The organism is Mesorhizobium sp. CA6, from assembly GCF_020165035.1.
Lineage (GTDB): Bacteria > Pseudomonadota > Alphaproteobacteria > Rhizobiales > Rhizobiaceae > Mesorhizobium.
The window spans coordinates 95,001-116,290 of the sequence record NZ_JAIUHI010000019.1 but is presented as its reverse complement, the minus strand read 5'-3'; the positions used below and the strand labels follow the sequence as shown (position 1 = coordinate 116,290).

18 protein-coding genes, 1 tRNA gene and 2 rRNA genes (1 of these 21 only partly in view) are annotated in these 21,290 nt (G+C 63.5%); 9 read left to right on the top strand and 12 right to left on the bottom strand.

Annotated features, from left to right (window positions below; all coding sequences use genetic code 11):
* Positions 1-96: 96 nt before the first annotated feature.
* The 5 genes from LB526_RS25055 (at position 97) to LB526_RS25035 (ending at position 4,248) form a co-directional block, all read left to right on the top strand.
* A complete protein-coding gene (locus tag LB526_RS25055; RefSeq protein ID WP_224630151.1) occupies positions 97-1,083 on the top strand; it encodes an ABC transporter permease in 987 nt (328 codons plus the stop codon).
* Positions 1,080-1,910, top strand: coding sequence for an ABC transporter permease (locus tag LB526_RS25050; protein ID WP_224630150.1), 831 nt, complete (start codon positions 1,080-1,082; stop codon positions 1,908-1,910). Before LB526_RS25055 ends, LB526_RS25050 begins: the two co-directional genes overlap by 4 nt.
* On the top strand, positions 1,907-2,905 hold the full coding sequence (locus LB526_RS25045; protein WP_318013288.1) for an ABC transporter ATP-binding protein: 999 nt from the start codon (positions 1,907-1,909) through the stop codon (positions 2,903-2,905). The genes LB526_RS25050 and LB526_RS25045 overlap by 4 nt, the downstream gene beginning before the upstream one ends.
* A complete protein-coding gene (locus LB526_RS25040; protein WP_224630149.1) occupies positions 2,902-3,678 on the top strand; it encodes an ABC transporter ATP-binding protein in 777 nt (258 codons plus the stop codon). The genes LB526_RS25045 and LB526_RS25040 overlap by 4 nt, the downstream gene beginning before the upstream one ends.
* A gap of 63 nt (positions 3,679-3,741) precedes the next feature.
* Positions 3,742-4,248, top strand: coding sequence for an L-2-amino-thiazoline-4-carboxylic acid hydrolase (locus LB526_RS25035; protein WP_224630148.1), 507 nt, complete (start codon positions 3,742-3,744; stop codon positions 4,246-4,248).
* 5 nt (positions 4,249-4,253) lie between these two features.
* Here the strand turns inward: LB526_RS25035 and LB526_RS25030 are convergent, their stop codons facing one another.
* From LB526_RS25030 to LB526_RS25020, 3 genes are all read right to left on the bottom strand, one after another.
* Complete coding sequence (locus tag LB526_RS25030; RefSeq protein WP_224630147.1) at positions 4,254-5,042, bottom strand: DeoR/GlpR family DNA-binding transcription regulator; 789 nt, start codon at positions 5,040-5,042, stop codon at positions 4,254-4,256.
* A 131-nt stretch (positions 5,043-5,173) separates the two neighbouring features.
* Positions 5,174-6,493 (bottom strand): NAD(P)/FAD-dependent oxidoreductase, encoded by a 1,320-nt coding sequence (locus LB526_RS25025; RefSeq protein ID WP_224630146.1) that lies wholly within the window; start codon positions 6,491-6,493, stop codon positions 5,174-5,176.
* A 2-nt stretch (positions 6,494-6,495) separates the two neighbouring features.
* Positions 6,496-7,866, bottom strand: a complete 1,371-nt coding sequence (locus LB526_RS25020) for a glutamine synthetase family protein (RefSeq protein WP_224630145.1) — start codon at positions 7,864-7,866, stop codon at positions 6,496-6,498.
* A gap of 490 nt (positions 7,867-8,356) precedes the next feature.
* Between LB526_RS25020 and LB526_RS25015 the strand changes: the two genes are divergently transcribed.
* The gene (locus LB526_RS25015; protein WP_224630144.1) at positions 8,357-8,797 is read left to right on the top strand and encodes a GFA family protein; all 441 of its coding nucleotides are present in this window, start codon (positions 8,357-8,359) and stop codon (positions 8,795-8,797) included.
* A gap of 19 nt (positions 8,798-8,816) precedes the next feature.
* Here the strand turns inward: LB526_RS25015 and LB526_RS25010 are convergent, their stop codons facing one another.
* From LB526_RS25010 to LB526_RS24990, 5 genes are all read right to left on the bottom strand, one after another.
* Complete coding sequence (locus LB526_RS25010; protein ID WP_140845086.1) at positions 8,817-9,578, bottom strand: SDR family NAD(P)-dependent oxidoreductase; 762 nt, start codon at positions 9,576-9,578, stop codon at positions 8,817-8,819.
* Positions 9,579-9,589: 11 nt separating this feature from the next.
* Positions 9,590-10,402 carry an ABC transporter permease gene (locus LB526_RS25005; RefSeq protein ID WP_224630143.1) on the bottom strand — a complete coding sequence of 271 codons (813 nt, stop codon included), beginning with the start codon at positions 10,400-10,402 and terminating at the stop codon, positions 9,590-9,592.
* Positions 10,402-11,265, bottom strand: coding sequence for an ABC transporter permease (locus tag LB526_RS25000; protein WP_224630142.1), 864 nt, complete (start codon positions 11,263-11,265; stop codon positions 10,402-10,404). Before LB526_RS25000 ends, LB526_RS25005 begins: the two co-directional genes overlap by 1 nt.
* 77 nt (positions 11,266-11,342) lie before the next feature.
* Positions 11,343-12,506: a PotD/PotF family extracellular solute-binding protein gene (locus LB526_RS24995; protein WP_224532099.1), complete on the bottom strand. Its 1,164-nt coding sequence runs from the start codon at positions 12,504-12,506 to the stop codon at positions 11,343-11,345.
* Positions 12,487-13,623: an ABC transporter ATP-binding protein gene (locus tag LB526_RS24990; protein WP_224630141.1), complete on the bottom strand. Its 1,137-nt coding sequence runs from the start codon at positions 13,621-13,623 to the stop codon at positions 12,487-12,489. The genes LB526_RS24995 and LB526_RS24990 overlap by 20 nt, the downstream gene beginning before the upstream one ends.
* A gap of 116 nt (positions 13,624-13,739) precedes the next feature.
* Here LB526_RS24990 and LB526_RS24985 point away from each other — a divergent pair, with 116 nt between their 5' ends.
* From LB526_RS24985 to LB526_RS24975, 3 genes are all read left to right on the top strand, one after another.
* On the top strand, positions 13,740-14,549 hold the full coding sequence (locus LB526_RS24985; RefSeq protein WP_224630140.1) for a helix-turn-helix transcriptional regulator: 810 nt from the start codon (positions 13,740-13,742) through the stop codon (positions 14,547-14,549).
* A gap of 129 nt (positions 14,550-14,678) precedes the next feature.
* Positions 14,679-15,377 (top strand): GntR family transcriptional regulator, encoded by a 699-nt coding sequence (locus tag LB526_RS24980; RefSeq protein WP_224630139.1) that lies wholly within the window; start codon positions 14,679-14,681, stop codon positions 15,375-15,377.
* Between the two features lie 237 nt (positions 15,378-15,614).
* Positions 15,615-16,970 carry a glutamine synthetase family protein gene (locus tag LB526_RS24975; protein WP_140635494.1) on the top strand — a complete coding sequence of 452 codons (1,356 nt, stop codon included), beginning with the start codon at positions 15,615-15,617 and terminating at the stop codon, positions 16,968-16,970.
* 19 nt (positions 16,971-16,989) lie between these two features.
* Here the strand turns inward: LB526_RS24975 and LB526_RS24970 are convergent, their stop codons facing one another.
* The 4 genes from LB526_RS24970 to LB526_RS24955 form a co-directional block, all read right to left on the bottom strand.
* Positions 16,990-17,631 (bottom strand): ThuA domain-containing protein, encoded by a 642-nt coding sequence (locus LB526_RS24970; protein ID WP_224630138.1) that lies wholly within the window; start codon positions 17,629-17,631, stop codon positions 16,990-16,992.
* A 176-nt stretch (positions 17,632-17,807) separates the two neighbouring features.
* Positions 17,808-17,884 (bottom strand) — tRNA-Met (locus tag LB526_RS24965).
* A gap of 237 nt (positions 17,885-18,121) precedes the next feature.
* Positions 18,122-18,236 (bottom strand): 5S ribosomal RNA (gene rrf, locus LB526_RS24960).
* A 286-nt stretch (positions 18,237-18,522) separates the two neighbouring features.
* A 23S ribosomal RNA gene (locus LB526_RS24955) occupies positions 18,523-21,290 on the bottom strand (it continues 56 nt past the right edge of the window).

The window sequence follows — 21,290 nt, the reverse complement described above, 5'->3', positions numbered from 1 at the left end:
GGCAAATCTCCCCCCTAGAGGGGGAGATGTCCGGCAGGACAGAGGGGGGCGCCGTAGAGCGCAATCTCGAAGGGTTGCGAGCAGCGTCCTTTCGCCATGACCCGCGCCCTCCGCCTCCTGCGCCGCCGCGTCGTCGGCAGCGTCTTCGTGCTCCTCATCGTCGTCGTCGGCAGCTTCCTGCTGCTCGAAGCCGCTCCCGGCGACGCGGTCGACGCCTATATCGTCTCGACCGGCGGCGATGCCGGCATGATCGAACTGCTGCGCCACCGCTGGGGCCTCGACCAGTCGGAGCTGACGCGCCTCGCCAACTATCTCTGGGCGCTGCTGCATCTCGACCTTGGCCAGTCCGTCACCTTCTCGCGGCCGATCCGCGAAATCATCCTCGAACGCCTGCCGACCACGCTGATCCTGATGGGCAGTGCCACCGCGCTCTCCTTCGGCCTCGGCTCGGCGCTCGGCATCTATGCCGGCGCGAGACCCGGCAGCATCCGCGACCGCTTCCTGTCGATCGGCTCGCTGGCGCTCTATGCCGTGCCCGGCTTCTGGCTCGGCCTAGTGCTCATCGTCGTCTTCGCCGTCGACCTGCGCTGGCTGCCGATCGGCGGCATCGAGAGCATCGCTTCAGGCAAGACCGGACTTGCCCGCGCCGTCGACATCGCCATTCATCTCGTGCTGCCGGTGTCGGCGCTCGGCTTCATCTATCTAGCGCTCTATCTGCGCATGATGCGCGCCGGCATGGCCGAGGCCTGGCGGCAGGATTTTGTTCTCGCCGCCCGCGCCAGGGGGCTGCCGCGCCGCCGCATCGTGCTTGCCCATGTCGCGCGCAACGCGCTCCTGCCGCTGGTCACCATGCTTGGCCTGCAATCGGCGCAGATGCTGGGCGGCAGCGTCGTCATCGAAAGCGTCTTTGCCGTGCCGGGCCTCGGCCGACTGGCACAGGAAGCCGTCGCCGGACGCGATACGCCGCTGCTGCTCGGCATCATCCTGGTCAGCGCCGTCCTCGTCGTCGTCATCAACCTTCTCGTCGATCTCGCCTACGCTGTCCTCGATCCACGCGTCGGCGCTGGCGAGGCAAGCGCATGAACCGCCTGCATCGTTTCTTCCGCACGCCGGAAGCAATCGCCGGCGCGCTTATCCTCGCCCTGCTGGCCGTGATGGCGTTGGCGGCGCCGCTGCTGTTTCCCGGCGACCCGCAAGCGATCGCCGGACCGGCCCTGCTGCCGCCGTTCCAGGACTGGTCGCTGCCGCTCGGCACCGACCGGCTCGGCCGCGACGTGCTGACCGAGCTGTTCCATGGTGCCCGCACGTCGTTGGCGGTGGGGCTGGCGGCGGCTGCCGCGGCGCTCCTGATCGGCGCGGTCGTCGGCACTTTAGCCGGCTTCGCCGGCGGCCTGATCGACGACGTGCTGATGCGCATCACCGATGCCTTCCAGACCGTGCCGAGCTTTCTGCTCGCGCTCGCCTTCGTCAGCATCGTCGGACCTTCGCTCAGCGTCGTCGTCGCGGCGATCGCGCTCGGCGCCTGGACTGGACCCGCGCGGGTTGCGCGCGCGGAAGTGCTGTCGATCCGTGAGCGCGACTATGTCGCCGGCGCCCGCGTCATCGGCATGCATCCACTGGAGATTGCTTTTCGCGAGGTGCTGCCCAACGCGCTGCCGCCGGTGCTGGCGCTATCCTCGGTGATCGTGGCCGCCGCGATCCTCACCGAGGCCGCGCTGTCCTTCCTTGGCCTGGGCGATCCCAACCGCGTCACCTGGGGCGGCATGATCGCCGAAGGCCGCGCGGTGCTGCGCACCGCGCCTTTCCTGTCGGTCGTTCCCGGAATCGCGCTGGTGCTGACCGTGCTCGGCGTCTACCTCGCCGGCGAAGGCGTTGTGCAGAGCACCGCTCTGCGCAGGAGCCTGTCGTGACCACGCTGCTTTCGATTCGCGATCTTTCGGTGGGCTATCGGCGCGACAGGGCCGAGGCGCCGGCGCTGAAAGGCATCAGCCTGGATGTGAAAACCGGAGAGCGCCTCGCGATCATCGGCGAAAGCGGCTCGGGCAAGAGCACGTTGGCGCTGGCGGTTGCGGGGTTGTTGGCGAGGGGTGCCGAGATTGGCGGGCTGGTAGACTGGTTCCTGCCGGCAAGCGCTGGCGCCAAGGCCCCCCTCTCTGTCCTGCCGGACATCTCCCCCTCAAGGGGGGAGATGGGCAGTTCCGTCGCCGGCTCTCCTCTTGCGACCTCGAAAATTGGCGAAGGCGGAGATCACGAGCTAATCTCCCCCCTAGAGGGGGAGATGTCCGGCAGGACAGAGGGGGGCGCCGTAGAGCGCCAGCTTTCTCGTCCTCGCGATATCATCCTCGGCCGCGACATCGGCTTCGTCTTCCAGGACCCCTCTTCCAGCCTCGATCCGGTCATGCCAATCGGCAAGCAGATCGCCGAAGTCGTCCACACCCACCTCGGCCTCAGCTGGCCTGACTCCTTCGCCCAAGCCAAAACCCTCCTCGACCGCGTCCGCCTTCCCGACCCCGAGGCCGTCCTCCACGTCTACCCACACCAGCTGTCCGGCGGCCAGAAGCAGCGCGTGGCCATCGCTGCGGCAATCGCTGCTGGACCAAAACTCTTGATCGCCGACGAAGCGACGAGCGCGCTCGACACCATCGTCCAGGCCGAGATCGTAGCGCTGATCCGCCGGCTGGTGGCCGAGGACGGCATGACGCTGCTTTTCATCAGCCACGACATCGCGCTCGCCGCCACGCTTGCCGATCGCATCGCGGTGCTGCGCCACGGCGAATTGGTGGAACTCGGCGAGACCGACCAGATCCTCAACGCGCCGCGCCACACCTACACGCGCGCTTTGCTGGCCGCTCATCTCGGCCTCGACGCCGAGCCGCTGCTTGACCGGCAAGGCGCCTCGGCATGACCGTGCTGGCCGTCTCCGGTCTCGCCAAGCGCTACCGTCGCGGCGGAAAACCCTTCGCGGCGGTCGATGATGTGTCCTTCGAGATCGAGCCTGCGGAGACGCTGGCGCTCGCCGGCCCATCCGGCAGCGGCAAATCCACCATCGCGCGGCTGGTGCTGCGGCTGATCGAGCCCGATGCCGGCCGCGTCGAGTTCGAAGGCGCGGACTTCCTCGCTCGGTCGGGCGCCGCGCTGCGCGCCCGCCGCGCTCGCATCCAGATGGTGTTCCAGGATCCGCTCGCAGCCTTCAATCCACGCGCCACCGTGGCGCGCGTGCTTGACGATCCGTTGCGCATCCATGGCATTGCCCCACGTGCGGAGCGCCCGCGCCGTATCGCGGCACTGCTGGAGCGCGTCGGCCTCGGTGCCGGCCTCGCAGCTCGTGCCATCCATGAGATTTCCGGCGGCCAGCGCCAGCGCGTGGCGATCGCCCGCGCCATCGCGACGCGGCCGTCGCTGATCGTGCTCGACGAGGCGGTGTCGGCGCTCGATGTTTCGGTGCGCAGCCAGATCCTGGAATTGCTGCTCGACCTGCAAAGGCAGGACCGGATCGCGTATTTGTTCATTTCGCATGATCTCGGCGTCATCCGCGCCGTGGCGCATCGAGTCGTCATCCTTGACGCCGGCCGGATCGCCGAGAGCGGCGATGCCCGCGCCGTCATCGCCAACCCGCGATCGGCGATCGGCAAGGCGCTGGTGGCGGCGACGCCAAGATTGACCAGGAACCGACCATGATCCTCCGAAGTGGGAACCGGTTTGCGGACAGATCATGGCCAAACGACAAAATCAGGACACAGCATGACCGATCCCGAAGCAGCCAGAGCCGAAATACTGTCGCGCGACCTCGACTCCGCCTTCCGCAACCGGGCCGACCTCTATCGTCTCTTCCTCGACGAGCTGACCGCCGAGCTTGGCGCCGAGAAAGCCGAGGCGGTCATGATCCGCACCATCGAGAAGCGCGGCCGGGAAGTCGCGGCTGCGGCGTTCGCCGATTTCGGCCCTAATGATGCGCCGGCGATCGGCGACGCCTTTCTGGCGGTCAGTCCGGATGACGGGCGCATGTATCCGACCGATGTCGAGCGCGGGCTTGGCCACATCGCCTTCAAGGTGAAGCGCTGCCCGCTGAAGGATGCCTGGATCGAGGCCGGCGTCGGCGAGGAGAAACTCGCCACGCTCTGCCGCATCGCCGGCGCCTTCGACCGCGGTCTGTTCGAGGCAACCGGCGTGCGCTTCTCCAATGTCACCTGGACGCCGGGTCATGGCTCCGGCTGCTGCCATATCGCGCTGACAAACCGCGACGCTTAACCTATTCAGCTCTCGGCAAACACGTGCAGCTCGCCGCCTGCCTCGTCGATCGCCGCGCGCATCTCGGCTGCCGGCTCGCTGTCGGTGACGACATCGGAAATCTCGCTCAGCGCGCAGACGCGTTCGAGGCCGCTGCGGCCGAACTTGTCGTTGGTCACGACCAGGATCGTCGACAGCGACCGTGCCATCATCGCGCGCTTCACCGCCGCAGCGCCCGAGATCATGTCGCTCGGCCCTTCGGCATTCAGCGCCGAGGCGCCGATGATGGCGACGTCGGCATTGTAGCGGCGCACGAATTCCACTGTGTCCTCGCCAAGTACGGCCGCCTCGCGGCTGTCATAGGTGCCGGGGCAAAGGATGACGCGGAAGCCCGGATTGGCGCCGGCCACCGAGGCGACGCCGACGGAGTTGGTGATGATCGTCAGGTCCCGGCCGTGTTGCGAAAGGCTGCGCGCGACTTCATAGGTGGTCGATCCGCCGTCGATCATCACGATACTGCCTTTCTCGATCAGTCCGGCCGCACCTCGTCCGACACGGGCCCGCTCCTCGACCATTGTGAGGCCGCGTTCGGCGATCACCGGTTCCGACGTCACCAGTGAAATGGTGGCGCCGCCATAGGTACGGTTGATGAGCCCTGCATCGCCAAGCTCGATCAGGTCGCGGCGGATGGTCTCCCCGGCGACGCCGATGCGGCGCGCAAGCTTTGAGATGCGGATCGAGGCCGAGCGCCGAACCTCCGACAGGATCAACTCGTGGCGCTCCTTCTTGGTCAGCCGGCCCGCCTCGATATTCATAGCTCTGCCCCTTGCTGCGACCTGTGAGCTGCCTTCGATTAAGTAGCGAGCGCCGGGGACTCGTCCCCGGCGCCAAGACATTAGCCACGCCGGGTACAGGAAGCCAGCCTAGGATCTGCTGCAGGCCGGCCTCACCTGAATATCGATAGATCCTTAATCCTTAAGCGATCGCGCATCGCATACCACAGCATGCCGAGCACATAGAGCGGGCCGCGCAGCGCCGTGCCGCCCGGGAAGGGCAGCGGCGTCAGCGCCGAGAACAGGTCGAGCCGCGAAGCATCGCCCGTGATCGCTTCCGCCAAGAGCTTGCCCGACAGCGTCGACAGGATGACGCCCTTGCCGGAATAGCCGTGCGCGAAATAGACCTCGCCGTAATTCCCGACATGCGGCAGGCGCGACGTGGTGATGGACACCAGACCGCCCCAGGCATGGTCGATCCGGCAGCCCTTGAGCTGCGGAAAGGTCTTCTCCATATGCGGCCGCACGAAGCCGGCAATGTCGGCCGGCGCCGACGGCGTGTAGCGCTCGCCGCCGCCGAACAGCAGGCGTCCGTCCGCCGACATCCGGTAATAGTTGACGACGAACAGCGTGTCCGAGACTGCGACATTGGCCGGGATGACATTGCGCTCGCCCAACGGCTCGGTGGCGACGATATGGTTGCCGACCGGCATGATGCGGCTGTTGACGCGCGGCTCCAATCCCTTAAGCAGCGCATCGCCGGCCAGCACCACATGCCTGGCGCGGACCGAGCCCTCGTCGGTGAACACCCGGATGGACGGTTCGCGCTCCAGCCGCACCGCGACCGAGTTCTCATGGATGACGACGCCAGCGGCGGTAGCGGCGCGGGCAAGCCCGAGCGTGTAGTTCAGCGGATGCAGGTGGCCGCCGAGCCGCTCCAACACCGCGCCCTGATAGGGTGTGTCGACCATCTGCCGCGCCTCAGCCGCCGACAGGATCTCGACATCGGTGAAGTTCATCACCTTGGCGAGGCATTGGGCCTCTTCTTCAAAATCGCGCACATCCGAAGCGCTGACCGCGCCGACCAGATGGCCGGTCAGGCGCAAGTCGCATTCGATGCCGTGGCGCTCGATGATGTCGAGCACCAGCCCGCGCGCTTCGAAAGCCAGATCGAACAGCGCCTTTGCCCGTTCCGGCCCAAAGCTTTTGACCAGTCCCCTGGCGCCCTTTCGCAGGCCGGGGATCATCTGGCCGCCATTGCGGCCCGAGGCGCCCCAGCCGATCTTGCCGCCTTCGAGCAGCACCACCTTGAGGCCACGCTCGGCCGCATGCAGCGCCGCCGACAAACCCGTGCAGCCGCCGCCAACCACCACCAGATCGGCCTCGACATCGCCGGCAAGCGCCGGATGGTCGGGCGCCGGATTGGCGGTAGCGACATAATAGGACTTGCCGATGTCGAGACCGGAATTGAAACCTGTCGAACGCGAAGCCATGATCACACCTTGAGCAGCAGATGGTCGCGTTCCCAGGACGTCACGACGCTCTGGAACAGGTCAAGCTCGACGCTCTTCACGCGCAGATAGGTCTGGCAGAAATCCTCGCCGAGCAGCGCCCGCACGGGCTCGCAAGCGGCGAAACGATCAAGCGCTTCCTCCATCGTCTTTGGCAGTGTGCTGTTGCTTTTATAGGCATTGCCGAAGGCCTCTTCCGAGCGCGCAAGCTTCTCCTCGATGCCGAGATAGCCGGCGATCAGCGAACCGGCCATGGCAAGGTACGGGTTGGCGTCCGCCCCCGGCAGCCGGTTCTCGATGCGGCGCGCGGCGCGCCCGCCCAGCGGCACGCGCAGGCCGCAGGAGCGGTTGTCGTGCGACCATTCGATATTGGCCGGCGCGCTGTGGCCGGGCCGGATGCGCCGGTAGGAATTCGCATGCGGCGCAAACAGCGGCATGATTTCAGGGATGTATTTCTGCAGACCGCCGATGAAGTGCGCGAACATCTCGCTGTCCTCGCCGTCTTCGCCGGCAAACAAAGGCTCGCCCTTCCTGTCGACGATCGACATGTGCAGATGCATTGCGCTGCCCGCCTGCGCGGTGATCGGCTTGGCCATGAAGGTGGCGTGCATGCCATTCGCCTGCGCGATCTGCCGCGCCAGACGCTTGAACAGAAGCACCTGATCGGCAAGCGTCAGCGGATCGCCATGCAGCAGATTGATCTCGAGTTGCGCCGTGCCGGATTCGTGGATCAGCGTCTCCACCGGCAAGCCGGTGATGGCGGCATGCTCATAGAGCTGCCGCGTCACCGCTTCGAACTCCTCCATCGCCTGCATGTCGTAAGGATGCTGCACGCTTTCCGGCCGGCCGTTGCGCCCAACCGGTGCGGTCAAAGGCTGATCGGGGTTGGGGTTGGGCGCCGTCAGATAAAACTCGAGCTCCGGCGCCATCACCGCACGCCAGCCGCGCTGCTCATAAAGGTCGAGCACGGCTTTTAGCACATGGCGCGGCGAGGCCATCCACGGCCGGTCGTCCATGTGGAACGTGTCGGCGAAAACGTAGGCTTTGCCGGCGCTGCCGGGCGCAAGGCACAGGCTCGAAACGTCCGGCACCATGCGCATGTCCGGATCCTGGTAGGCGAAGCCTTCGTCGATGGAGCCGGAATAGCGGCCGTCGATGGCGACCAGGAAGGCGCTGCTCGGCAGATAGAGCGCGCGGTCGTCGAGCGACTTCAGAAATTTGGCGACCGGCAAGGTCTTGCCGCGCAGCACGCCGTTGACGTCCGGCACGAAGCACTCGACTTCGTTGATCGCATGCGTTTTCAGCCAGCTTTGCGTGTCCGCGCCGGGAAATGAGGTGTTCAGATTGTCAGGCATTGGTCATGTCCATACGAAGGAGAGATCGCTTCGGCGGGCATGTCCGTTCCGGTAGGGGCGTTATCTAAGCTGCGTTATCCGAGGACGGGCGCCCGCCTGTTGACCGGCCGAAGGCCGGGTCAGCGCGCCCTGCATCCCTTCGGTCCAGCCGTCGCGAACGACATGCGAGCCGACCTTGGTCTCCTCCGCGCGCTGCAGGTTCTCGTGACGGCAGCAGCGCATGATCAGCGGCGCTCCGCCAAAGCGCGCACCGTTGCGGCCGCAACTGGAAACGGCCGGGTGGGGGAAAGCCTTTCTACCGCTCGCATGACAAGCCTTGTCGAGAACCTGGCATGGTTTGGCCGATCAGCGCGCGCCGCGCAAGCCCGCCTATGAAACCGCTGCCCATTGCTGGCCCAAACGGGCGGAGGGAACCGGTTACCTGCTTGTGCTGTTCCCATATGCGCCGCATGCCGACAGAACGATTTCCGAAGCAACCAGGAGCGATCAGATGGACAGCAGGAGCGATACGGGCGCATGTTTTTGCGGAGCGGTTGCCGCCGAGATGCAGGGCGATCCGTTCTGGATCTGCTTCGATCATGACGATGACTGTCGCCGCGCGATTGGCAGCCCGCTGACCATCTGGGTCGGTTACCGGCCGGACCAGTTCCGCTTCATGCGCGGCCAACCCCGGAGCTTCTCGAGAACGAAAGGTGTCGTTCGCACCTTCTGCGAGAAATGCGGCACCTCGATCACGTATCGCGACGAAGGGCTGAGCGACGAACTCTATGTCACGATCGGCTTCTTCGATCATCCGGAGCGGTTCGAGCCGCATGCGCATGCCTATTGGCGCCTTCGGCTGCCCTGGCTGGAATTTGCCGACGATCTGCCGCGCATCGACACCTACTCGCGGCGCCGCGATCCGACATTCGGAAATCCCAACGACCGGTAGGCGATTTGCCAGGCGCGCCTCAGCCGATGCTCTCGCCGCCATCGACCACCAGCGCCTGACCGGTCATGAAGGACGAGCGATCGGAGACGAGGAACAGGATCGCCTCCGCGATCTCCTCCGCGCTCGCCCAGCGCCCCATCGGGATCTTGGTACGGACATAGTTTTCGATCGCGTCGCGCCCGCCCATCTGGGCGATGAACGGCGCGTTGAACGGCGTGTCGACCCAGCCCGGGCAGAGCGCATTGATGCGCACATTGTGCTTGGCGTAGTCGAGCGACATCTGCCTGGTCATCGCCACTACGGCATGCTTGGAGGTGGCATAGGCGATCATCTCCCGGTCGTAGAACACGCCGGAATTGGACGCCGTGTTGAGGATGACGCCGCCGCCCTGCGCGATCATCGCCGGCATGACCGTCTTGGCCGCCAGGAACTGCGCCCGTACGTTGATCCGCCACGAGGCGTCCATCCCGTCCGTGCCCACTTCCGTCAGCGTGCCGCCGACCTGGATACCGGCATGGCTGTGCAGAATGTCGATCCGGCCGTGCCGGTCGAGCGTTCCCTCGATGAGGCCCTCGACGGCCCTGTCGTCGCCGACGTCGGTGGCGACGGCCTCGGCGCGGCCGCCGGCTTCGCGGATGTTGGAAGCGGTGGCTTCGCCGGCCGCCGGATCACGGTCGGCGATGACCACATGCGCCCCTTCCCGCGCCATGATCATCGCGCCGGCGCGCCCGATGCCCGACCCGGCGCCAGTCACCACGGCGATACGGTCTTTCAAGATCATGGATGTGTCTCTCAAGGCGATGGCTTCCGTCGGCCCAGCTGCCATTGCGCCAGCAGCACGAGCAGGACCGACGCGCAGAGCACGATCGTGGCGATGGCATTGATCTCCGGCGTCACGCCACGTCGGATCGAGGCGAAGACGTAGATCGGGAGCGTCGTCTGAGCGCCGGCGACGAAGAAGGCGATGATGAAATCGTCGAAGGAGAAGGTGAAGGCGAGCAGGAAGCCCGCGATCACCGCCGGCATGATCTGCGGCAGCACGATCGAGCGGAACGTCGTCAGCGGCGTGGCGTAGAGATCGCTCGAGGCCTCGACCAGATTGCGGTCGAGGCTGCTCAGCCGCGTGCCGACGATCATCGTCACCAGCGCCATCGAGAAAAGGCCGTGCGCGGCGATGATCGAGCCGTAGCCCAGCGAAAGCCGCGGCGGCTGGTCTGTCGGCCAAAGCGAAGCGAGGAACGGATTGACGACGGCGAAAAGCTGCACCAGCGCCACCAGCGTCGAGATGCCGATGACGACGCCTGGCACGACGATCGCCGCGCCCAGCAGCGCGTCGAACAGAGCCCGGGTCCGTGCGCCGACGCGCTGCAGCCCGAGCGCCGCGGCGGTGCCGCATAAGGCCGCGAGCAGCGCGCTTGTCGTGGCGATGAACAGGCTGTTCTTCAGCGCCTCGACCAGGAAGGGATTGGACAGCGCCTTGCCGTACCATTGCACGGAAAAGCCGGTGAACTCGCTGGCGTGGTGGCCGGCGTTGAAGGAGAACAGCACGACCAGCGCGATCGGCAGATAGAGGAAGGCGAAGACGGCAACGACGAAGGCGCGCATCAGATCAGGTCCACCCGGCGTGCGCCCGAGAGCCGGGTCGAGATGCGATTGGCGACGATCAGCACCACCACCGAGACCAGCACCAGCGTGATGGCGATGGCCGATCCGAACGGCCAGTTGCGCGATTGCAGGAAGAGGTCGACCAGCGCGTTGCCGATGAAGAACACCTTGCCGCCGCCGAGCAATGTCGGGATCAGATATTCGCCGAGCAATAGGATCATCACCAGCGAGAAGCCGGTCATGACGCCGGGCAGCGACAGTCTCAGCGTCACGCCGAGGAAGGTCGACAGCGGCGTAGCACCGAGATCGGCGGAGGCCTCCAGCAGCCGCCGGTCAAGCCGTTCCAGGCTGACATAGATCGGCAGGATCATCAGCGGCAGGTAGCCGTAGACGATGCCCAGCAGCACCGCGCCCGGCGTGTTGATCAGCCTGAGGTCCTCTATGCCGACATAGGCGAGCAAAGCCGGGATGCCGCGCCCGCCAAGGATGTACATCCAGGCATAGGTGCGCATCAGAAGGCTGGTCCAGAACGGGATGACGATCAGCGCAAGCAGGATCAGCCGCCAGCGCTGCGGCGCGCGCAGCGCCAGATAATAGGCGACCGGATAGGCGACGAGCAGGCAGGCAAGCGCGCCGGCGGGCGCCAGCACCATCGTGTTCCAGAAGGCGGTCGCCCGTGCCGGCAGGTTGGCGTATTGCGCGAAGGTCAGCGCGGCCTGGTAGCCGCCCTCCGGCGCCCGCTCGCCGACACTGAAGATGGCGATGGCGACGAAGGGCAACACCAGGAACACGACCAGCCACAGCGCCGCCGGGGCGAGCAGCAGCGCCGTCACGAGATTTTTGCGAGAGAGAGTGCGGCGCATCGGGAAAGCCGGTTGGGAGCCGGCGGACTCTCGTCCGCCGGTCGCATTGTCTGGTTCTGGTTTGTTGCCGGTCCCGCTCAAGCCGACTTAAAGCGCGCCATAAGCTCGGCGCGGCCCGGATCGGTCAGCGTCGCGGCGGCGCCGAATTCGAGCGGTTTCAACAGGTCGGCCGCCGGATAGAGGATCGGGTTGTCGAGCACTTCCTTTGGCAGCAGCGCGTTGACGCGCGCGTCGGTCGAGGGGGCGCCATTGGCCAGATGCTCCTTCACCGCCACCTTCGGGTTCATCAGGTAGTTGAGCAGCGCATAGCCGGCCGGCTTGTTCGGCGCGTCCTTCGGGATGGCGTAGAAGTCGGTCCAGATCTCGCCGCCCTCCTTGCCCAGCACATAGGCGATCTCGGGAATATCGCGATGCAGCTGCGCGCCGTCATTGGTCCAGCACATCGTCATCCAGGCATCGCCGGCGCGCATTCCCGGCTGGTAGTCGCTCGACACCGCGAACAGATGCGGCTTGACCTTCAGCAGCAGTTCCTCGGCCTTGGCGAGCTCGTCCTGCTTCAGCGAGTTGAACGAATAGCCGTAATATTTCAGCGCATTGCCGATCGTGGTGAGCTGATAGTCATGCACCATGGTGCGGCCGTCGCCTTCCGCCATGGCCGTGTCCCAGAACTCCTTCCAGCTCGACATCGGCTTGGCGAGCTTCTTGGTGTTGACGGCAAAACCGGTCGTGCCCCAGTTCTTCGGCACGGCGTAGATCGTGCCGTCGATCGTGCCTTCCGCGGTGAAGCGCGCATCTTCCGACTTGCCGTCGAAATTGCCGAGCTTGGCCATGTCGAGCGCCTCGATGATGCCGAGCTTCTTATAGGTCGAGATGGTATAGTTGGTGGGCACGAACAGGCTCCAGCCCGAGCCGCCGGCCTGCAGCTTGGCCAGCATCTCCTCGTTCGAGCCGAAGACATTGACCTCGACGGCGACGCCGGTCTCCGCCTTGAAGTTCTCGAAGGTCTGCGGGTCGTGGTAGTTCGGCCAGGTGGCGATCGACATGCGGTCGCCGAGGTTCTCGGCGGCGAAGGCGGGTGTCGGCATGATACCGAGCTCACGCGCCATCACAGCGGTGGCGACACCGAGCCCGGTGAGGCCGAGGAAGTCGCGCCGGCTGATCGAGCCGCGCTTCAAACGCATCAACTGGTCGACGAACTTATCGGGGCTTATCGGCAGTCCGTCACGATAGGATTTCGGCATGTTGGTCTTCCCTCTGGTTTGTCCCGTTATTGTTGGCGTGCGGAAACGCCAGCGGCGCTCCGGCGGCAAAGCCGATGGCGACGGGTTCGCCCGGCTTGAACAGATTGCCTTGGCCGATCACGTGATCGGCCTTGGCGAGCAGCGATCCGATGCCCTGGACTTCGATCGCGTATTCGGCTGTCGAGCCCAGGAAGATCCGATTGCGCACGATGCCTTTCAAGGCACCGCCCCCAGGCGCCGAAAGGCTGAGCGATTCCGGCCGCAAGCTGACGGAGACGGCTTCGCCGCGGCTGAGCGGCACCCGCTTGCGCGCCGAAATCACCGTGCCGTCGGCAAGCGCGACATCGACAAGGTCACCCGAGAGCCCGGCCACCTTGCCGCCGAGAAGATTGGTTTTGCCGACGAAGTGGGCCACGAACAGGTCGGCCGGCTCGTCATAGATCTCGCTCGGCTGCCCGAGCTGGACGACGCGGCCGCCATTCATGACGCAGACGAAGTCGCTCATCGACAGTGCTTCCTCCTGGTCGTGGGTGACCAGCACGAAGGTGATGCCGATCTCGCGCTGCAGGTTCTGCAGCTCGATCTGCATGTCGGTACGCAGCTTCTTGTCGAGCGCCGCCAGCGGCTCGTCGAGCAACAGCACCGCCGGCTTGTTGACCAGCGCGCGGGCGAGCGCCACGCGCTGCTGCTGGCCGCCGGAAAGCTCGTGGATCTTGCGGCGCCCGTAGCCGGCGAGCTGCACCATCGAAAGCGCCTCGCCGGCCCTTAAGGCGATCTCGCGCGACGACAGGCGCGGCCTTGCCTGGCGCAACCCGTAGGAGATGTTCTCCTCGACATCGAGATGCGGGAAGAGCGCGTATTGCTGGAACACCATGTTGACCGGCCGCCGGTAGGGCGGCGTACCGGCCATGTCGCGGCCGCGGATCAGCACCTGGCCCTCGCTCGGCTGCTCGAAGCCGCCGATCATGCGCAGGCAGGTCGTCTTGCCGCAGCCGGAAGGCCCGAGCAGCGCGACGAAGGCGGAAGGCGGGATGGCGAGGTCGATGCCGCTGACCGCCGTGACGGCGCCGTAGCGCTTGGTGACCGCGCGAAATTCGATATCGGGCACTGCAGTCAAGCCAGGGCTCCAGCGACAGCGTGAGGCAATGCCTTGACGCTAGCAGAGGCAATGCACCTGGTATATACCTCGCAGGTGGTATATTTAGCCGATTTTATCGTTTAGAGGGGTATGGATTGGCTACCTCCCGCAGTGACGACTACAATGCCTTGGCCGCCGTGATCGCCGCGTCGCGCGAGACCGGCGACCATTTCGGCAGGGCGATCGTCGGCTGGCTGCGCGGACATGTCCGTTTCGATCACTGCGTGATCTTCGGCTATCGCGGTGCCGCGCGGCCGCCGCTCCTGTTCGAGACCTTCTCGCCGGCCGAGAGCCATATCTTCGTCGCGCTCTATCAGGACGGGCCCTATCTGCTCGACCCATTCCACCACGCCGCGGTCGAGCGCAAGGAGGGTTTCTGGCGCATGCGCGAGCTCGCACCGGACCGCTTCTATGCCAGCGAATACTACCGCTCCTATTATAGCCAGACCAAACTTGCCGAGGAGGTCGGCTTTTTCGTGCCGCTAGCCGGCAAGGACGCGCTGGTGCTGTCGCTGATGCGGCTGCGCGCCACTGGCTCATTCGGAACGGCGGATGCCAGGCTGCTGCGCGACATGGCGCCGGCGGTGATCGGTTTCTGCAAGCAGCGCTGGCCCGCTTTGCCTGCCGAAGAGGTTGTGGCTCGGCCCTCCGGCGAAACCGTCGCGCCGACCAACGAGCTCGACCGGGCGCATATCTGGAAGAGCCTGTCCTTGACCTCGCGCGAAAAGCAGGTCGTCGACCTGGTGCTTCAGGGCCACTCCACGGAATCGATCGCCAGGGCGCTGCGCATCGTGCCGGGGACCGTCAAGGTCCACCGCCGCAACATCTACCGCAAGCTCAAGATCAAATCGCAGGCCGGCCTGTTCGCGCGCTTCGTCGAGATCATCGACGCTCGGATTGGATAGCAACGCCGGCCGCCCTTGCGGCGGTTCGCGTTGAGCGTCTATCGTGCGGCCGAAACGATCGCCCAACTATCCCGGCGGCGGATCAGGTGACGAGACAGATTTCAGGACGAGTGAAGCAGCGCATCGCCAATGGCCGACAAATCGCAATTCGGACTGACCGCTGTCGATACCGTTCCGCTGCATGAAAAAGTCTATCTGGAACTGGTGCGGGCGCTGATGTCGGGCCAGCTCCGGCCTGGCCAGAAGCTGACCTCGCGCAAGCTCGCCAAGGAGCTCGGCACCAGCGACATGCCGGTGCGCAGCGCCTTCATGCGGTTGCAGGCGCTGAGGGCGCTGAGTCCGATGCCGAACGGCAGCGTCGAGGTGCCGCTTATTTCCGCCGACCGCTTCCAGCAACTGACCGCCGTGCGCACGGTCCTGGAAGGCACGGCCACCGAGCTCGCGACAAAACTCATTAACGGCAACAATCTGCGCGCGATCCGGCGCCACTGCGCCGAACTTACCGAAGCCGCCCGCGGCGGCGGGATCGAAAACTATCTGCGCAAGAACTATGACTTCAAATTCTCGATCTACCGCCATTGCGGCAACGAGCAGATGATCTTTCTGATCGAGACGGTATGGATGCAGGTCGGCCCATTCCTGCGAAATCTGCATATCGGCTTCGAGGATGACCTGGCCGGCATTCTCGGCATCGACTATCACGAGGAGGTCGTGGCGGCGATCGAGGCTGGCGACGGCGAGAGGGCGCGGGCCGCGATCGTGCGCGATATCGCCGACGGCGCGGCCCACATCCTTGGCCAAGTTAAATTTCCGGAGCTGCGCCACTGACAAGCCGCAGCAAGCCGACTTCGAATCCGGCTTGGCTTTCGCCGATCGGGCCGCTATGTTGCGATCGCAGATCGCACAAAACGGACCCGAAATGCCGCCCGATATCCCGGCTAGTGAATTGAAAAAATGAAGATAATCAGCCCGGCGTCAACCGTGCTGATCTTCACGAACTCACAAGCTGAAAATGGATGTCGTAGCCGACTGGGCTACAGCATCTAGAGAAACAGGGGCTGGAAATTGAGCGATGCGATTGCGGATGTTTTGAAGTGGCTGGACAGCAGGAAGGACATCCAGAGCCTGCGGGCGGCGGTGTGCGACCTGAACGGCATCATGCGCGGCAAGCGCATTCCGGTCGAGCAGGCGCGTAAGGCGCTCGAAGGCAAGCTGCGCATGCCCTATTCGGCCATCGGGCTCGACATATGGGGTGAGGATATCGAAGGCAACGCCCAGGTGTTCTCGACCGGCGACGCCGACGGGCTTTGCCATTGGACAGGACGAGGCATACTGCCCGTCAACTGGACGGCGCATCCGACGGCGCTGTTGCCGGTCTGGTTGGCGGACGACAGCGGCGCGCCCTACCTTGGCGATCCGCGCCGCGCGCTGGCCCGCATCCTCGACCGCTATGCCGCGCTAGGATTGACGCCCGTCACCGCGACCGAGCTAGAATTCTACCTTGTCGACCCGACGTCGCAGCGGCCTGTCGGACCGGTCTCGCCGGTAACCGGGCGGCGCCTCGATTCCGACGCGGCGCTCTCGATCGATGAGGTCGACGATTTCGAAGCCTTCATCCACGACATCTATGAAGCCTGCCGCATGCAGGACATTCCGGTCGACACCGCGATCGCCGAGAACGGCGTCGGCCAGTTCGAGATCAACCTCAACCATGTGCCCGACGCCCTGCGCGCAGCGGACGACGCTGTGCTCTTCAAGCGCACCGTCAAGGGCATTGCCCGCAAGCATGGCTTCGCCGCCTGTTTCATGGCCAAGCCCTATGGCGAACGCGCCGGCAACGGTTTCCATGTACACTTCAGCGTCCTCGACAGGCAAGGCCGCAACATCTTCGACGACGGCTCGGACCAGGGTTCCGACGCCATGCGCCACGCGGTTGGCGGCCTGCTTGCCGCGATGGCCCAGAGCACGCTGGTGTTCGCGCCGCATTTCAATTCCTACCGCCGGCTGCGGCCGCGATCCTATGCGCCGACGGCCGTCGCCTGGGGTTATGAAAACCGCATGGTGGCGATTCGCATTCCAGGCGGCCCGTCGGCCGCACGCCGCATCGAGCACCGCGTCTCCGGCGCCGACGCCAATCCCTATCTGGTGCTGGCGGCGATTCTCGGCGCGGCCTTGATCGGCATCGAGCGCCAGCTCTCGCCCGGTGAGCCGACCGGCGGCGAAGGCCAGGGGCTGACGCTCGCCAAGCTGCCGCCGGATTGGGCCTCGGCGATCGCCGCCTTCGAGGCGGGCCAGCGTGTCGCCGAAATCTTCCCGGACGTGCTGCGCGACGCCTTCGTCGCCTGCAAGCGCCAGGAGCTGAACACTTTCGCGCTCAACGTCAGCGACTTCGAGATCGAGACCTATCTCGAAAGTGTTTAGCCGACCTCCAGCCGGGCGCTCAGCGCGCCGCCCACGCCAGCCCTCGGCGCAGGATGGTGCGCATCTGCGGGACTTGGAACTCCGAGGCCACGTGACCGAGCGAGGAATAAAACACGCGCCCCTTGCCGTGCCGGCGCTTCCACACCACCGGCATGACGACGCCGTCGATCCACGGCGCGTGGTCGCCGGAAAAAGTGGTGGTCGCCAGCACCTCGTTGGATGGATCGACATGCATGTAATACTGTTCGGAGCGGTAGGCGAAATCCTCGATGCCTTGCATGATCGGGTCGTCGCGCCGCACCACGTTCACTTGATAATCGATGATGTTGCCGGGATGCGCGACCCATTGGCCGCCGCACATGAACTGGTAGTTCGTTGATTCGCGAAAAGCGTCGCCCATGCCGCCATGATAGCCGCCGAGGCCGACGCCGTTTTCGACCGCCTCGGTCAGGTTCGCCTCTTCGGCCTTGGTGAGCTTGGACATGGTATAGATCGGCACGATCAGGCTGAGATCGGCGATCGCCGGATCGGCAAAAGCTGCCGTCGTGTTTTCGACGCGCACGGCAAAGCCTTCCTCCTCGAGCATCGCCTTGACGGCGCGCGCGCCGGCTTCGGGCTCATGCCCTTCCCAGCCGCCCCATACGATCAGCGCTTGCCGCATCTTTGTCTCCGTCGTTTAGCCCCGCATTGGCTTTGGGGAAGGCAGCAAGCTGAAACACAAGCCGGCAGCAGCGCAAGCTAGAAATTGCATGGCATCGCCTGCGGCACTCGCCAATTGGATTGCGAAGAGAAGCGCACAAACGCAAACGGCCCGCGTAGAGCGGGCCGTTTTTTGTTTGGTTGCGGGGACAGGATTTGAACCTGTGACCTTCAGGTTATGAGCCTGACGAGCTACCGGGCTGCTCCACCCCGCGTCAACTACGAGCAAGCGTTTGCTTGCGACCACGAGCAAGCGTTTGCTTGCGATTACGAGCAAGCGTTTGCTTGCGTCCTTGGAGGTAAGTTTGATCTTACCTGATTCAAGAGCCGCCAAATGAAAGGGCCGCTTGCGCGGCCCGTGATCCCGTTTGGCGGGCCTTAAGATCGTAGAGAGAAGATTGTCTTCATCCGGAGACTGTGATCTGGATGTGAGGTGAACATGCGCTTTGCAGACCTGGCAGCGACCTACTCTCCCGCGTCTTGAGACGAAGTACCATCAGCGCTGGAGCGTTTCACGGCCGAGTTCGGAATGGGATCGGGTGCAGCCGCTCCGCCATAACCACCAGGTCGGCAAAACGCACGTTCAAATCGAGAAGCTGTTTGAGCGAATAGCCAATAGTGAGTAGCGAATAGGGAGCCCTATTTGCTGCTTTCTCTAAGCTGTTCGCTGGTCTTTGTTGTGCCTTTGACGTTCTTTCAGCCTGGCGCCCTTCGAAGCCAAGCTTCGCAAGGTCGACCGACCGTCGGCGCTGTTGCGCCGCACCCACGTAGCGCCGCCCGCAGGGCGGAACAAGCGTGAGTGAGAATGGCGACAATCCTTCGGATTGCGCCTTGATGGATATAAGTAATGAGAACGATCAAGCCTATCGAACTATTAGTACCGGTAAGCTTCAAGCGTTGCCGCTCTTCCACACCCGGCCTATCAACGTGGTCGTCTTCCACGGTTCTCAGGGAATACTCGTTTCAAGGTGGGTTTCCCGCTTAGATGCCTTCAGCGGTTATCCCGTCCGGATATAGCTACCCTGCAATGCGGCTGGCGCCACAACAGGTCCACCAGAGATCCGTCCATCCCGGTCCTCTCGTACTAGGGACAGATCCTTTCAATATTCCTACACCCACGGCAGATAGGGACCGAACTGTCTCACGACGTTCTGAACCCAACTCACGTACCGCTTTAAATGGCGAACAGCCATACCCTTGGGACCTGCTCCAGCCCCAGGATGCGATGAGTCGACATCGAGGTGCCAAACAACCCCGTCGATATGGACTCTTGGGGGTCATCAGCCTGTTATCCCCGGCGTACCTTTTATCCGTTGAGCGATGGCCCTTCCACGCGGGACCACCGGATCACTATGACCGACTTTCGTCTCTGCTCGACTTGTCAGTCTCGCAGTCAGGCAGGCTTATGCCATTGCACTCAGCGAACGATTTCCGACCGTTCTGAGCCCACCATCGCGCGCCTCCGTTACTCTTTAGGAGGCGACCGCCCCAGTCAAACTACCCACCATACATTGTCCCGGACCCGGATAACGGGCCGCGGTTAGACATCCATAGTGATAAGGGTGGTATTTCAAGGGTGGCTCCACCTGAGCTGGCGCCCAGGCTTCAAAGCCTACCACCTATCCTACACATGCCACTACGAATGCCAATGTAAAGCTATAGTAAAGGTGCACGGGGTCTTTCCGTCTAACCGCAGGAACCCCGCATCTTCACGGGGAATTCAATTTCACTGAGTCTATGCTGGAGACAGCGGGGAAGTCGTTACGCCATTCGTGCAGGTCGGAACTTACCCGACAAGGAATTTCGCTACCTTAGGACCGTTATAGTTACGGCCGCCGTTTACTGGGGCTTCGATTCAGAGCTTGCACCCCTCCTCTTAACCTTCCAGCACCGGGCAGGCGTCAGACCCTATACGTCGCCTTGCGGCTTCGCAGAGCCCTGTGTTTTTGATAAACAGTCGCTACCCCCTGGTCTGTGCCACCCTCCTCTGCTTGCGCAGAAAAGGGTCACGCTTCTTCCGAAGTTACGCGTGCAATTTGCCGAGTTCCTTCAGCATAGTTCTCTCAAGCGCCTTGGTATACTCTACCTGACCACCAGTGTCGGTTTCGGGTACGGTCTATAAGGAGGAGCTATTTCCTGGAACCACTCCGCTGCCCTTTCAATCCGATAAGATTGGACAACTTGTGTGATCCGTCACTACCTCCAGGCCCACGAATATTAACGTGGTTCCCATCGACTACGCGTTTCCGCCTCGTCTTAGGGGCCGGCTAACCCTGCTCAGATTAACTTTAAGCAGGAACCCTTGGTCTTTCGGCGGGGGAGTCTCTCACTCCCCTTACGTTACTCATGTCAGCATTCGCACTTCTGATACCTCCACCGCCCCTCACGGGTACGGCTTCATCAGCTTACAGAACGCTCCGCTACCGCTCGTGATTGCTCACGAACCCTAAGCTTCGGTGTATGGCTTTAGCCCCGTTACATTTTCGGCGCAAAGACCCTTATTTAGACCAGTGAGCTGTTACGCTTTCTTTAAATGATGGCTGCTTCTAAGCCAACATCCTGGTTGTTTTGGGATCCTCACATCCTTTCCCACTTAGCCATAACTTGGGGACCTTAGCTGTAGGTCAGGGTTGTTTCCCTTTTCACGACGGACGTTAGCACCCGCCGTGTGTCTGCCGACTAGTACTCCCAGGTATTCGGAGTTTGGTTAGGTTTGGTAATCCGGTGAGGACCCCTAGCCCATCCAGTGCTCTACCCCCTGGGGTATTCGGTCGACGCTCTACCTAAATAGATTTCGCGGAGAACCAGCTATTTCCGAGTTTGATTGGCCTTTCACCCCTAGCCACAAGTCATCCCGAACTATTGCAACAGTTATGGGTTCGGTCCTCCAGTAAGTGTTACCTTACCTTCAACCTGCTCATGGCTAGATCACTCGGTTTCGGGTCTAATGCGACGAACTGAACGCCCTGTTCAGACTCGCTTTCGCTGCGCCTACACCTACCGGTTTAAGCTTGCTCGTCACACTAAGTCGCTGACCCATTATACAAAAGGTACGTGGTCACCCTTGCGGGCTCCCACTGTTTGTAGGCAATCGGTTTCAGGTACTCTTTCACTCCCCTTGTCGGGGTGCTTTTCACCTTTCCCTCACGGTACTAGTTCGCTATCGGTCATGCACGAGTACTTAGGCTTGGAAGGTGGTCCTCCCAATTTCAGACAGGATTTCACGTGTCCCGCCTTACTCGAGGACGATTGATCGCATTACGCGTACGGGGCTGTCACCCGCTATGGCCCTACTTTCCAGAAGGTTCCGCTTGTCTCTCAATCGCCACTGGCCTGGTCCGGGTTCGCTCGCCACTACTTCCGGAGTCTCGGTTGATGTCCTTTCCTACGGGTACTTAGATGTTTCAGTTCCCCGCGTTCGCCACTTTATCCCTATGTATTCAGGATAAGTTACCTATTAGCGATACTTGGAAACCACAGCAGCAAGACGGCGCGATCCGAAGGATCGTCGCATCCCTGCTGCTCTGATTTTCCAAGTACCTTAGGTGGGTTTCCCCATTCGGAAATCTACGGATCAAAGGGTATTCGCACCTCCCCGTAGCTTATCGCAGCGTATCACGT